Origin of the sequence: Chitinophaga sp. (genome assembly GCF_035564935.1) — a bacterium.
GTDB lineage: Bacteria > Bacteroidota > Bacteroidia > Chitinophagales > Chitinophagaceae > Chitinophaga.
Map to the genome: position 1 here is coordinate 1 of NZ_DATMTE010000828.1, position 14007 is coordinate 14007.

Here is a 14007-nt window from a genome sequence, read left to right on the forward strand (position 1 = left end):
TCACCCATTTCGTCAATGAATTAAGGATCGGGTACGCCTGCAGGCTGTTGCAGGAAAAGGAAATGCCGATAACGGAACTATCTAACAAGTGCGGGTACCGGAATACCACGCACTTCAACCGTTTCTTCAAAAAAATAAAAGGTAAAACCCCGAGGGAATATAAAAAAGAAGTTACCGCTCTTGATTAAATTCAGGGATTCACCAGGAAATACACTACGCGGCAAACGGAGCCATCCTCCTTCTTTTGCAAATGGAGTGTATGTTTACCGGGCTTCAGGTCATCCCCCAATATGAGATACCAGGGCAGGTACAAACTTTTGCTCCACTGCGTGCGCAGGTCTTTCTGCTGCACATCCCCATCATCAATACGATAGCTGATCATACCGGCATCCGGGCCGGAAACGATACCAATACCAATAGTACGCCCGGTAAAAGGATATTCCACGCTGGCCGCCGCAGTACCGGATACCAGCATAGGCACTTTTACAAATCCTTCGCGGGTACCCACTTTGTCGGATGGTTCCCACGATTCATCAATGCCAAAGCCATTCCTGTTAAGCGCATCATGAATATCGCCATAAGCGCCGTTTTCGTAATTAAGCGGATCAGCTGCACGGGGTAATTTTGCGGATGTTAAATGCTTTGGCGACTGAGCGCCGAAATCCTCATCCAGTAAACGTTTGATGGCATTAAAATACAACTGTTGCCCGAAAGGGGAAGGATGCAGGTCTTTGAAATCATCTTTCCATGTAAATTCACCGGCATCAATGCGGGTAGTAATTTCTTTGGCGAGATTGATAAAAGGCAGGTGATATTTTTTTGCAAGATCTTCATGCACCTGCACTTCCACCGGCACTTTGCCGGCGTGGTAATCAGCCATTTTATCTTCATCCACAAAAGCCATCAGCACAATATTCACCTGGGGATTAGCCTTCAGCGCATGACGGATAACCCCTTCCATGGCGCGGCGCTGCGTTACTTCATTGGTGCCGTTCACCCGGTCGTTCACCGCTGCTTCCAGGAATAGGAGGTCAGTTTTTCTTTTACTCAATACATCATGGGCAAAGCGGAAAGCATGCGGCAAACTGCCCAGCGAAGGAATGCCCGCATTGATAAAACGGAAATCCGTGGCGGGGTAAGTGGCGGTAAGATAATCGCACACCTTGCCGCGCCAGCCCTCCATATTGGTAATAGAGCCACCCATAAATATGATGGTGGCCTTTTTACCGGTTTTGATATGATACCTTATATTATCCAGCCGGCCATACCGCGTAACAAATTTCTCTTGTGCCACGGCACTAACGGTAATGAATATACTGAGTATCAGTGCTGCTATTTTCCTGGTCATATTTTTGTTGCTTGAATCTCTTTCATTTCACCGTTCACCCTGAGTTTCACTTTACCGGCGCCGCGTATTTTATAATTGGTAACAATGCCATTTTTCCAGGTCATATCCACCGTATAATTGCCTCTTGCTTTCATTCCTTTTATACTACCGGAAGCCTTCCAGGCATCGGGCAATGCAGGCAGCAGGTCAATAAAGCCGGCATGGCTCTGGATCAGCATTTCTGCCAGTCCGGCTGCGCCGCCGAAGTTACCATCAATCTGGAAAGGAGGGCCTGCGGAAAACAGGTTGGCATAAACGCCGCCACCGGCGCCGTAGTTGATGTCTGTATTATAAGTGGGCCTGATCAGTTGAGAGAATAACTTAAACGCGCGGTTGCCATCGTGCAGTCTTGCCCAGAATATTTGTTTATAGGCAATAGACCAGCTGGGACCATCATCTCCTCTTACATCCAGTGTTTTCTTACAGGCTTCGGCCAGTTCAGGGGTGGCTTCAGGTGTGATCAGCGAAGCGGGATACAAGCCATATAAGTGGGATATATGCCGGTGAGTGGGTTCTGTCTCCTTATATTCTTCCAGCCATTCCATCAGGCGGCCGTCTTTGCCTATCCTGCCTGCCGGCGGCAGCTGTTTTAATTTCCCTGCCAGGGTAGCGCTGAACGCAGCATCCTTACCCAGTGTTTTAGCGGCGGTGATCACATTCATGAACAGCTCCCTGATAATCTGGTTATCAATAGTAGGACCGATACAAATGCTGGAAGTTTTACCATTGGGCAGATAAAAGGAATTTTCAGGAGAAGAAGAAGGCGATGTTACCAGCCATCCCGTTTTATCATCCTTTACCAGCATGCTGCTGTAAAATTCCGCGGAGCCTTTTAACACCGGGTATATATCTGCCAGGTATTTTTTATCATTGGTAAAAGCATAATGCTCCCACAGGTTATTGCATAACCAGCCGGAGCCCGATTTGGTAACGCCCCAGGAGGCGCTTTCACCGGGTTCCGTAAAGCCCCATATATTGGTGATCACATGCGCTACCCAGCCTTCTGCATTATAATAGGCTTTGGCGGTTCTTTCACCGGGCTTTACCAGTCCGTGTACCAGGTCGGCCAGCGGCAGGTTGAGTTCCGGCAGGTTGCTTACTTCCACCGGCCAGTGGTTCATCTGCACGTTTACATCGAGGTGATAGTCGCCGTTCCAGGGTGTCTGGATCTGGTTGGCCCATAGACCCTGTAAATTAGGCGGCAGTAATCCCACACGGGTACTGCTGATGGTTAAATAGCGGCCATATTGATAAAACAACACCGGCATACCGTTATCGGCTGCAGGCGTTTTGTGGAAATTACTGATCCGCTGATCAGTAGGCGCCTGGTCTGCACTGTTGTTGCCGCCAAGGTCCATACTAACGCGGTTGAATAAACGCTGAAAGGCGGCTATATGCTGTTGCTTCTGCTGCGCATAGTTTTTATGTAAGGCGGCATCCAGCAGTTGTTTTGTTTGTTCGCGGTAATGCGGGTTCCTGAAATCCGTAGCGGTAGATACATACAGGACCACTTCCGTGGCATCTTTGATCACCAGTGTATCCTTGTCCGTTAGCAGCTGCCCGTTTTTCAGTTTGGCCTGTACCCTTGTCAGGTATTTCATACCGGGATTGGCGGTACCGCTTTTCAGTTCGCCAAACATCTGGAGCTCCTGCCCTTCCATGCGGGTAGCGGCCCTTTCCGGGCGGCTGATAGCCACCCGCATATTCAACTGCCCGGGTTTGCCGGCAGTTAAGCGGATCACACCTACATCCCCGTTGAAATCCGTAAAGTACTCTCTCGTATAGGCTACGCCGTTAGCCTCATATGTTGTGGTAGCTACCGCCTCGTTCAGCGACAACACTCTTTTATAACGGGAAGGGCTATCCGTTGTTGGATAGCTGAACTGCAGGTTTAATTCACCCAGCATCTGGAAACAACCGAAAGGCACGTCGGCAGAGCCTTTGCCGGTACATACAAACGATTTATCCATGAGTGCCTGGGCCTCGTTATTTTTTCCTTCTGCCAGCAGTTGCCGGATGGCAGGCAGTTGTTTGTATGCTTCGTAGTTATTGGCGTCCTGCGGGGCGCCGGACCAGAGGGTGATATCATTTAATACAATCTTTTCCTGGTTTACGCCGCCATCCGGTGTCATTCCCAGGCGGCCATTGCCCAGCGGCACAGTTTCTTCCCACACTTTTGCGGGCCTGTTATACCAAAGCCGCAAAGGTGGTTGTTGCTGCGCGAGGGCTGCTAACGGCAAAATGCCTGTCATCACCAGGATCACCAACCTGATGTACCCGGAAGAAAAGAATTGCTTATTCATATGTATTCGTGGAATTTGTATGCAGCCAAAATTAAAGGCAGCCGGGGAACCAGGCTCCCTGAAAATTGACTATTACCAACACTATCTTGACTTTGTTTGGTAAAATGATAAAAGAAATAAAATTTAAAAAGTAGTATCTTCAGGTTGAGGTATGAGTGGCAGTACAGATACTTCCCGGATACTTCCCGGATACTTAGGAGTCGTCTATGTGTGGTACTCTCCATACACTCTCCATACACTCTCCATACACTCTCCATACACTCCCCATACACTCCCCATACACTTCCCATACACTCCCCATACACTCCCCATACACTCCCCATACACTGTGCATACACTTAGCCGCGTAAGAGCCACCCCATTTTCGGCGGATTCAGGCAAAAAGCGGCAAAACCGGCGGATTGATTTTACCACTTATTGCCCGGATGGTAATTTAGCCGTAGACCAGACAACACTGCTTTATTTATTCCTCACCAGCGCCCGGACTTTTAAGCAGGTGGGCACAGTGGCCAGGTAGCCATTATCTGCAATAAAAGTGAAGATAAAGCCGGTGCGCTTTTTTCCCCGGTTGATCCAGGGATGGCTGCCAAAGAGGCCAGGGCTGCTGTTTTCTTCCAGTACGCCGCCGGGAGCGGTTACATCCCTCCAGTTGCCGATACCATAAAAATCTTTTGTATTGAGCAATGCGGCCGGGTAAGGCGTATAGGCGATGGCGACATGTGCGGTCTGGCTTTCTTCCATGGCTGCTACCGCGGCTTCGCTGAGTACGCGGGTACCATTGGGGGCCACGCCTTTGTTCATGAGCATATCGAGGAAACGCATATAATCGTCCGGTGTGCTACGGGCGCCGCCTGCAATCTGCGGGTTGGCGGAAAGGCCATAGTCGGTGCCGGTCATGCCACAGGGCGTGAATATTTTATCTGCTGCCAGTTGTTGCCAGCTTTTACCGGATGCCACTTCACAGATACGGCCGGCCACCTGCATACTTACGCCGCCATAATAAAAAGCGGTACCCGGCGGATTCAGCAACGCCACATTCCGCGCAATACCTTCTGCAGCCTGTGTGAGCGTGATCAGCACATTGGATTCATATCCCTGGGCAGAGTTTCCCGGGAAACCGGATGTATGGGAGAAGAGTTGCGCAATGGTAATATCTCCCTTATGATAAGTAGTAAAAACAGGCAGGTATTTCCCAACAGTATCAGTGAGCTTTATTTTACCTTCATCCACCAGGCTCATCACCACCGCGGCTGATAACCATTTGGAGCAGGAAGCGATCAGCTGCCGGGTACTGCCGGTATAACCGCCAAATCCCCTGGCATACACCGGTTTACCATCTTCATGAATAACCGCATAGCATTTTCCATTAAAAGCAGTGGGTACAGAATCGCTCAACACCTGGTCCACATCACTGTAGCCGGTGGCCACAATAGTGGTGGATTCGCTTTTTGTGCAACCTGCAAGCAGGGAAATAAAAATAACAGCGGACAGGGAGTTCCGGAAGAGATCATTCATGTGACAGTTGTATTCAGTTGTAAGCTAAGAAATAAGGCAAACTTATTCAACGTCCTCTTTTTAAATTATATTGCAGCCCTTATGAAATACAGCAATATTTTATTTGACCTGGATGGCACCTTAACCGATCCCAAAACCGGTATTACCAGATCTGTTCAGTATGCGCTGGCAAAAGCAGGTATTACTGAGCCGGACCTTCGGCAACTGGAATCATTTATTGGTCCGCCCCTGCATCAGTCGTTCATGGATTTTTACGGTTTTACTGAATCCCGGGCATGGGAAGCAGTAAATGCCTACCGGGAATACTTCCGGGTAACAGGGATCTATGAAAATGAGCGGTATGCGGGTATCCCGGAACTGCTTACTGCGCTGCTGTCACAGGGCCGGCGGTTATTTGTGGCCACTTCCAAGCCTAAGGTATTTGCTGATATCGTGATCCGGCACTTTGAGCTGGAATCTTATTTTACCGCCGTATATGGCAGCGAGCTGGATGGAACCAGAACAGACAAGGCGGATCTGATCCGTTACCTGTTAGCTGAACAGCAGTTGAATACAGCTGATACTATCATGGTAGGCGACCGTAAACACGACATCATCGGCGCACAGAAAAACGGCCTTCCTGCTATTGCTGTAGGCTACGGTTACGGCAGTACGCAGGAACTAAAGGATGCATCACCTGATTATATATTTAACACGGTTAGCGAATTACACATCGGATTTCCCTGATCCGGTTCACGCACCTATGGCTCCGGGTGAAAAAAAAGTGAGCCTTAATTTGTTTATTAGCCCTTTATTAATGCCCTGATTAGTGCCTCTCTCCTTAATTGCACTTGAAAACTTCCACGTTTTATTATCCATAGCCCGGCATTGTTCCAAGAAAACCAAAGTAGCAAACCCGATAGTAATTCCTAATCATTATCAATTATTCCACACATGAAAATCAAGTTGCATCTTCTTGTCGCAACCCTTGTTGCATTGTCTGTTGGCTGCTCAAAAAAAGAAGCCGCCAATTCGTTACAGTCGCTCGATGGCAAAAAATCGGGGATCAACGCATTCGGTTCCCCCGTTGGCGATGTAGTTGGCAAAATTACGGTAGGCTACCAGGGCTGGTTTGCCGCCAACGGCGATGGCTCCCCTATCAATGCCTGGTGGCATTGGACCCAGAACTGGGGCGCCTCGCCATCTTCCACGAATAATGGTATCAAGTCGTGGCCGGATGTAAGGGACTACAGCAGCACCTACCAAACCGCCTGGGCCAACCTGGGAAATGGTCAGCCTGCAAAACTGTTCTCCTCTTTCAACGACCAAACCGTAAACACCCACTTCCTGTGGATGCAGCAAAACGGTATCGACGCCGCTGCGCTGCAACGCTTTAATCCCAATGGCTCCGAAGGCCCGGTACGCGACGCCATCACCGCAAAGGTGAAAACGGCTGCCGAAAACTATGGCCGCAAATTTTACATCATGTATGATGTTAGCGGGTGGACCAACATGCAATCGGAAATCAAAACCGATTGGACCACCAAGATGTCGGCCTACACTTCCTCTTCGGCCTACGCCAAACAGAATGGCAAGCCGGTGGTATGTATCTGGGGCTTTGGCTTCAACGACAACAACCACCCCTGGTCGGCCGCCGTATGCCTGGATGTGATCAACTGGTTCAAGAACCAGGGTTGCTATGTAATTGGCGGTGTACCCACCCATTGGCGTACTGAAACCAGCGATTCCAGGCCGGGCTTCCTTGCCACCTATAGCGCGCTGAATATGATCTCTCCCTGGATGGTAGGCAGGATCGGCAATGTATCTGACGCAGATAATTTCTTTACCAATGTAAACACACCCGACCAGGCGTATTGCAACAATAACGGGATCGACTACCAGCCCTGCGTACTCCCCGGCGATTTGCAGGAACACCAGCGCGCACATGGCGATTTCATGTGGCGCCAGTTTTACAATATGGTACGCGTAGGCGCACAAGGCATTTACATTTCCATGTTCGATGAGTACAACGAAGGTAACCAGATCGCAAAAACAGCAGAAAACGCCTCCTTCATTCCCGCAGGTTCCAACTTTGTTACCCTGGATGAAGACGGCGTAGTATGCTCCGCAGATTACTACCTGCGCCTCACCGGCGACGGCGGTAAAATGCTGAAAGGACAGATCGGTTTAACCGCTACCCGTCCTACTCCTCCGGTAGCAGGCGGCGGCACAGGCGCTCCTGTAGGGCAAACCATTACCCTCAAAAGCTCCAATAACCTGTATGTATGCAGTGAAAACGGTACACAGGCCATGAATGCCAACCGCACCACAGCACAAGGCTGGGAACAGTTTGCAGTAGTAAGCGCCGGCAGTGGTAAAGTAGCGCTGGTAAACGGTGGCTATTACGTATGCTCTGAAGACGGTACCCAGGCCATGAACTGTAACCGTACCGCTATTGGTCCCTGGGAACAGTTCGATTGGATCAGCAACAGCGATGGCACCATTTCCCTGAAAGGCAGCAATGGCAAGTATGTTTCCAGCGAAGGCGGCACACAGCCGATGACCTGCAATCGCAGCAGCATAGGAGCTACAGAGAAGTTCAGGGTAAACCAGTAATCATCCTGCTGTTTTAATATTTGGTTATTTGGATATGGCGTTACACCTGCCGGGCTATCAGTACAAAATATCCAAATAACCAAATAAAAAAACAAACAAATAGCGCTAATTTTAGCCCCGGTAATCAACTAGTATAACGAATGAATGAAAGACCCGGTGATGTATTGATCAGTATAATTATTGCAACTTATAATGCCGGTCAGCACCTCAGAGAATGCCTGCAGTCCGTTAAATCACAAACAGCGGGAATAGAGGTAGTAATTGTAGATGGAGGCAGTACAGACGACACCATGGCCATTGTAAAGGAAGCCGGTCTTCCTCTGGTGAAATGGGTGAGTGAACCGGATAAAGGCATCTATGATGCGTTAAACAAAGGCACAGCAATGGCAAGCGGAAACTGGGTTTATTTCCTGGGCAGCGACGACCGTTTGCAGCCGGGCTTCAGCGAACTCGCCTCACATCTCAGCGATGATCATACTATTTACTATGGCAACAGCACCGGCTTCTGTACAGATGGGCCTGTTGAATACCCGCTTTTACAGGGCAGCTTCAGCGAATACCGGCTCGCTAAATATTGCATGAACCACCAGTCAATTATTTATCCCAAAAGCGTTTTCAGGAAATATGCCTACGATCTCCGGTATAAAGTACTGGCCGATTATGCCCTCAATCTCCTGGTATGGGGCGATCGCAGCTTTAAAAAGCAACATTACCCGGTGACGGTAGTACTGTATAACATGACCGGCTTTTCATCGGGTAACAAAGACAAACAATTTTTAAAAGATAAACTGCAGCTGATCCGCAAAGGAATGGGCTGGCGGATGTACCTGCGTATGCTGCTGAAACGATACAAGCAAAAACTGCTCGGGAAAAAAGACCTGTGGGCGCCGGAAGATTAAGGGAATGCTTTCGTTTTAGTTACCGTTATTTGTCAAGTATGAAACTCACCATCGACGTAGTAATGCCCTCCTTTCGCCTGGAGGAAAAATATGTGCTCCCGGTACTTCGTTTACCGAGGCCGGATAATGCTGACGTTAAGTTTTACCTGATGGCTGATAACCCGGATATAGTACCTGCGGAAAGTATCCGGCAACTGGCAGACAGCCAACACGTATTTCTTTACATCAATGAAAAAAACCTGGGCGCCTCCGGTACCCGGAACAGGGGCATATCCGTTTCACAGGGCGATTGGATCCTTTTCCTGGATGATGATGTTACGGTGGCAGACGACCTGCTGTTCAGGTACGCCGATGCCGCCGCAAACTATCCGGATGAAACGGGCTTTATAGGCCTTGTTCACTTGCCGCCCCCACCCGGCGATTTTGCCAGGGCGCTTATTGCCAATGGCAATGTCAGCATCTTTTCCGTAGCAGCCAGTAAGCCTTCTTTTACCTGGGGCGCTACGGCAAACATCATGGTAAAAAGAAGTGCGATAGCTGATATACGCTTCTCTGCCAGCTATCCGAAAGCCGGTGGCGGTGAAGATGTGGATTTCTTCCTGCATGTACGCGATCATAATAACGGGAAAAACTTCAAATCGTTGCCGGAGGCGGCCGTAACCCATCCCTGGTGGGATGATGGCCGGGTTAATTACAAACGCCCCTACAGGTATGGAATAGGCAACAGCCGCCTGGGTAAATACAACCCGGGCTACACCTACCGTAACCTGCCCAATACACCCGAAACCATATTGCTTTGCATGATAGTAAGCGGGGCGCTGTTATTTATTGCACCCTGCGTAAGTATTCCCCTGCTGTTATTTGCCATAGGCAGCCTGCCGGTGGAATTGGCCGCAACGGCAGCGCTGCTGAGGAAACGTTCACCCGGCAGTTCCTTCACCGTCATATTTCACACCACCATCCTGAAACTGCTAAACGATACCGGAGAATTGTGGGGTAAGCTCACGCATGGTGAATTTTCCAGGATCACCGAACGCTTTGATGATACCGGCACTGTTAAAAAGAATGTGTTCTTTAAAACCAATACCTACAAAATAGTAAAGTGGATATTATATCTCCTGTTGGCCACGTTGATCATTGCTACCTGGCGTAGGCCCTGATTTGCAGGGACGACGGATTAGGCAACGTTACCTGCACGCCCGTTTGCTTCAGCAGCCCGCTTTGCTGTTCTCTTTTAAACACCACGATATTCCCGGTTTTCTGGTTAGCCACCAGCAAAAACTTACCGGTAGGATCAATCACGAAATTCCGTGGATGAACGCCCTGTGTGGATTCAACGCCTATTTGTTTCAGTTGCCCGTTCTGCTGGTTAATAGCGTAAATAAAAATGCTGTTGGATGATTCCCTGGTAGACGCATAAAGAAAGCGGCCATCGGGTGAGATATGTATATCGGCGGCGCCGTAATCGTCCTGGTGCTTTGCCAGGTGGGCATCCAGCCGCTGTACGCTATCCAGTTTACCATTGTGATATTTATAAGCCGTAACGGTACCGCTGATCTCTTCTATACAGTAAGCCATTGGCAGCCGCGGATGAAAGGTGATATGCCGCGGGCCGCTGCCGGGCGTAGTGCGTGTGAACGGCGGAGTGGCCGGTTGTAAAGGCTTCGCAGCACCCGGTACCAGGCGGTAAGTATGGATCTTATCGGCGCCGAGGTCCGGGAAAAAAGCGTATTGTCCATCAGGAGAAAATACCGATGCATGGATATGTGAACTAAGCTGACGGCTTCGCATAACGCTGCTGTCTTTAAAAATAATCGTTTGTTTGGCGGGCGCTATATGTCCGTTGCCGCTAAGCGGGAATACAGACAGGCTGCCACCGCTGTAATTGGCGCAAACAAGCCATTTACCTGTGGGGTCCACTCCCACATAGGCAGGGTTATCGCCGCCGCTGTCCTGCCTGTCGAGCAACGTTACCGTTTCTTTAATGCTATCGAAAACGAAACTGCTTACGCCGCCCACATTAGGCGTTTGCGCTTCTGAGCAGGCGTAAATATATTTCCCGTTGGGCGATAAGGTGAGAAAAGAAGGGTTAAGGATCCCTTTGGTGGCAGCTACCTGCTGCAGGGCGCCCGTTTGATAGTCAAACCGGTACAGGTATACCCCGTCTTTTTCTTTATCGCGGTTATAACTGCCTGCAAAGAGGTAATACTGCTGCGCATGGGCTATAAAGCCACTGAAAAACGTAATAACAAAGGCAAAAAATAGTTTTCGTAACAATGTGATGATGATTTAAGCATGAAGGTATCCTGTAAGATAATTATCTCCTGAAAAAAAACAGCAAACTTTGTAAGGAAACAACTATATCCCCGTCTAACATTACAACAGTCCTTATTACCGATTTAAAGCGGTAATTTTGTATAACCGTATTATTCACCAGTATTTTTTTGCGAGATGAGAATAATATTCCTTTTAACACTGATCCTGGCTACGCAGATGGCCTGCCACAGCCAGAACAGCAACAATAAACAAGTGCCAGTGAAAAATCCTTACTATTCCAGAACGGATACGCGAAAACTGCATATTACCAATGCTGAATGGAAAAGAATACTGCCGCCGGATCTTTATGCCGTAGCCCGCGAAAGCGCTACGGAACGGGCATTTACCGGCAAGTACTGGGATGCCGATGTAAAAGGCAGCTATTACTGCGCAGTTTGCGGCAATCCTTTATTCAGGTCAGATGCCAAATTTGCCAGCAGCTGCGGATGGCCCAGCTTTTTTGAGCCGCTGAAGGCCAACAGCGTTATTTACAAGGAAGACAATTCCCTGGGTATGCAAAGGACAGAAGTGATCTGTGAGCGTTGCGGCTCCCACCTGGGTCATATTTTTGATGATGGCCCCCCTCCTACGCATAAACGGTTTTGTATGAACTCCATATCGCTGGATTTTGAACCGGATCCCGGCGCCCATTAAAAACCGGCGCTTCACTCCAGGAAATGATCCAGGAAAGCGGCGCCGAATGCAGAAGCCACCAGCTTCTTTTTCAGGTTGCGCCGGAAAGGATTAAACATCCCTATGCCTGGCAAAGGGTGCACAATATGATAAAAAGGCCGGCTCAGATCCTGTGAATTAGCCAGGATGATAAACGTAAGATCACGTTGAGGGATCTTTACAAATAAGGCAGAATAGCCGGTCCACCAGCCGGTATGCCACATTACCTTCAGACCTTTATAATAGGTTACAAACCAGCCCAGCCCATACTGGATGGTTTTGCCTTTAGGATTCACATAAGGCGTAAATACTTTCTCCCAGGTGCTGTCTGCAAGGAATTTCCGGTCGTCAATAGCATTGGAATACACCGCCAGGTCGGCCACATTGCTCATGATCCCCGCAGCCGGACCAAAACCGTATTTGAAAGTAACGGGTTGCAGCTGCTTGTTTTTCCAGTCGTACGGCCTGGCTACCTGCCGCATAAACGAGTCTTTATTATAACCTGTTCGTGCAAAATTGAGGCTGTCGTCCGTACTGGGTACCGTATTTTTCAGTGATAACGGCCTGATGATCTGTTCCATCAGCAGTTCACCGAAGGGATGCCCGGATGATTGCGCAATTACTTTTCCCAGTTCGTGATACCAGCTGCCGTTATACCGGAATACATAACCCGGTTTGTAACTGTTAAACATGCTGCCCGCGGCAGTATGGGTAAGCAAGTGTTTTACCCTGATCCTGGGATCGCTGCCCCAGCGGGCGCCGAGATTGATCTTGTATTTACTGATAGGATCATCCAGGCTTACCTTTCCGGCCTGTACCTGTTGCATGAGAATAATGGAGCCAAAAGTTTTGGTAACAGAAGCTACCTGGTACACCGTATTTTCATCGGGCACGGTTTTGTTTTCCAGGTTGGCATAACCAAAGCCTTTTTTCCAGGCCAGTTGTCTTTCATTTACCACGCCTGCCGAAATACCGGGGATATGATATTTTTCCCGGAGATGTTCCAGTTTCTTTTCAAGATGGTCTATTCTTTCTGCACTCCATACGGCGTCGCGGGAAGTGACGGGTAGCTTGTTGACGGCCCGCCGGCTGCTGTGGCAGGCAAATAAAAATAAGGCGATCCCCAAAAAGAGGAAGGAAGAGAAAGTGGAACGATGTGTCATCCGGGTTATTGGTTTTGATCGCAAAACTCCCTGTTTAACGGATAGTTACCTACTCATATCCGGATTTGAGACATATTAAAACGTGGATTTCTGCGTTTCGGGAGCGTTTTTCCTGAATTTGGAAGGCGACATACCGGTGAGCTGTTTGAATACCCGCTGGAAAGTGGCGGGCGATGAAAAACCGCAGTCGTATGCAATACCCGTGAAGGTAAGCTGTTCTGCATCTACCTGTAACAGTTTTTCTTTAAAGAGATTAATGCGGTAGCCGTTTACATACTCATTGAAATTTTTATGCAGATGTTGATTCAATACTGCAGAAATGGTTTTAGGCGGCAGCCCGGTATGTTGCGCCACCATTTGCAGGGTAAGCGCCGCATTCAGGTACAGCTGATCTTCTTCCATGGCCTTTTGCAGCAACGCTACCGCCGGCGCAGTGGTGGATTCCGGCAATACGGTTTCCGTCTTTTTTGCAGTCACCAGTTCCTGGTAAGAAATAATATAGCCTTTAATTCCCAGCCAGTAGATCAGGATGGTAATGGGCACATAAATGGGGTACCAGTCGAATTTATCAAGCATTACATCCGTATAACGGGGAATCACATACGGCACCAGGTACACCAGCCATATGGCGGCGAAGCCGGCAAATAACCAGGTGAGCTGCTGCAGCCAGCGCAGGCCCGCGCCGGGGGCATTGCTTCGTTTATACGCCGCCAGGAATTTAAAGGATAACCCGGTGTAAATGGCGAGTGATATCCACCGGGGAATATCTGAATATACATTGTAGGTATCTATGAAGATGACCCATGGCTGCGGATGTTTCTTTAATACGCCCAGGACCACGCCTGCTACATAAATAATAGCCGCAGCAGGCGCGCCGAAGTCGATCACCACCGGCCAGAATTGCCTACGCCGTTGCGGAGTGAGTGTAAATGCCGGATCGGTGAAAGATTGTATGTAGAAATACATCAGCGGTCCTATGGGCATAACAACAATAAGCGGCGCCAGTTGTGCAAGAAAGCTCAGCCACCGGAAGCCAAACCATTGATGGTATTCGCCGCTTAAACAAAAACTGGCCATGCTGAGCAAGAAGATCAGCGCCGCCAGGAAGCGGTTGGCGCTCCTTTTCCTGGTAGAAAAGAACAGCAGGCCGCTTACAA

The 14007-nt window shown here is 49.1% G+C and carries 12 protein-coding genes; 6 read left to right on the forward strand and 6 right to left on the reverse strand.

Translation table 11 applies throughout. From position 1 onward, the window contains the following. A partial coding sequence (locus VN105_RS21495; RefSeq protein WP_325644054.1) for an AraC family transcriptional regulator occupies positions 1 to 188 on the forward strand: 188 nt, incomplete at its 5' end. Positions 189 to 190: 2 nt separating this feature from the next. On the opposite strand, the gene VN105_RS21500 is transcribed toward VN105_RS21495, so the two are convergent. From VN105_RS21500 to VN105_RS21510, 3 genes are all read right to left on the reverse strand, one after another. After that, entirely contained in the window at positions 191 to 1348 is a 1158-nt protein-coding gene (locus VN105_RS21500; RefSeq protein ID WP_325644056.1) for an SGNH/GDSL hydrolase family protein, read from the reverse strand. Continuing rightward, complete coding sequence (locus tag VN105_RS21505; RefSeq protein WP_325644058.1) at positions 1345 to 3690, reverse strand: glycoside hydrolase family 95 protein; 2346 nt, start codon at positions 3688 to 3690, stop codon at positions 1345 to 1347. Before VN105_RS21505 ends, VN105_RS21500 begins: the two co-directional genes overlap by 4 nt. 459 nt (positions 3691 to 4149) lie before the next feature. Beyond that, the gene (locus tag VN105_RS21510) at positions 4150 to 5205 is read right to left on the reverse strand and encodes a serine hydrolase domain-containing protein (RefSeq protein WP_325644060.1); all 1056 of its coding nucleotides are present in this window, start codon (positions 5203 to 5205) and stop codon (positions 4150 to 4152) included. Between the two features lie 81 nt (positions 5206 to 5286). On the opposite strand from VN105_RS21510, the gene VN105_RS21515 reads away from it, so the two are divergent. From VN105_RS21515 to VN105_RS21530, 4 genes are all read left to right on the forward strand, one after another. Continuing rightward, on the forward strand, positions 5287 to 5931 hold the full coding sequence (locus tag VN105_RS21515; protein WP_325644062.1) for an HAD family hydrolase: 645 nt from the start codon (positions 5287 to 5289) through the stop codon (positions 5929 to 5931). Positions 5932 to 6138: 207 nt separating this feature from the next. Then, complete coding sequence (locus tag VN105_RS21520) at positions 6139 to 7800, forward strand: lectin (RefSeq protein WP_325644064.1); 1662 nt, start codon at positions 6139 to 6141, stop codon at positions 7798 to 7800. Between the two features lie 140 nt (positions 7801 to 7940). Continuing rightward, complete coding sequence (locus VN105_RS21525) at positions 7941 to 8699, forward strand: glycosyltransferase family 2 protein (RefSeq protein ID WP_325644066.1); 759 nt, start codon at positions 7941 to 7943, stop codon at positions 8697 to 8699. 38 nt (positions 8700 to 8737) lie between these two features. Then, the gene (locus VN105_RS21530; protein ID WP_325644068.1) at positions 8738 to 9859 is read left to right on the forward strand and encodes a glycosyltransferase family 2 protein; all 1122 of its coding nucleotides are present in this window, start codon (positions 8738 to 8740) and stop codon (positions 9857 to 9859) included. Here VN105_RS21530 and VN105_RS21535 read toward each other — a convergent pair. Then, positions 9840 to 10976, reverse strand: coding sequence for a lactonase family protein (locus VN105_RS21535; protein WP_325644070.1), 1137 nt, complete (start codon positions 10974 to 10976; stop codon positions 9840 to 9842). The two genes, VN105_RS21530 and VN105_RS21535, sit on opposite strands and share 20 nt — an antisense overlap. A 174-nt stretch (positions 10977 to 11150) precedes the next feature. Here VN105_RS21535 and msrB point away from each other — a divergent pair, with 174 nt between their 5' ends. Next, positions 11151 to 11669 (forward strand): peptide-methionine (R)-S-oxide reductase MsrB, encoded by a 519-nt coding sequence (gene msrB / locus VN105_RS21540; protein ID WP_325644072.1) that lies wholly within the window; start codon positions 11151 to 11153, stop codon positions 11667 to 11669. 11 nt (positions 11670 to 11680) lie between these two features. On the opposite strand, the gene VN105_RS21545 is transcribed toward msrB, so the two are convergent. Continuing rightward, complete coding sequence (locus VN105_RS21545) at positions 11681 to 12850, reverse strand: serine hydrolase domain-containing protein (protein WP_325644074.1); 1170 nt, start codon at positions 12848 to 12850, stop codon at positions 11681 to 11683. 75 nt (positions 12851 to 12925) lie between these two features. Further along, positions 12926 to 14007 (reverse strand): helix-turn-helix domain-containing protein (locus VN105_RS21550; protein ID WP_325644076.1); only part of this gene is annotated, 1082 nt, incomplete at its 5' end.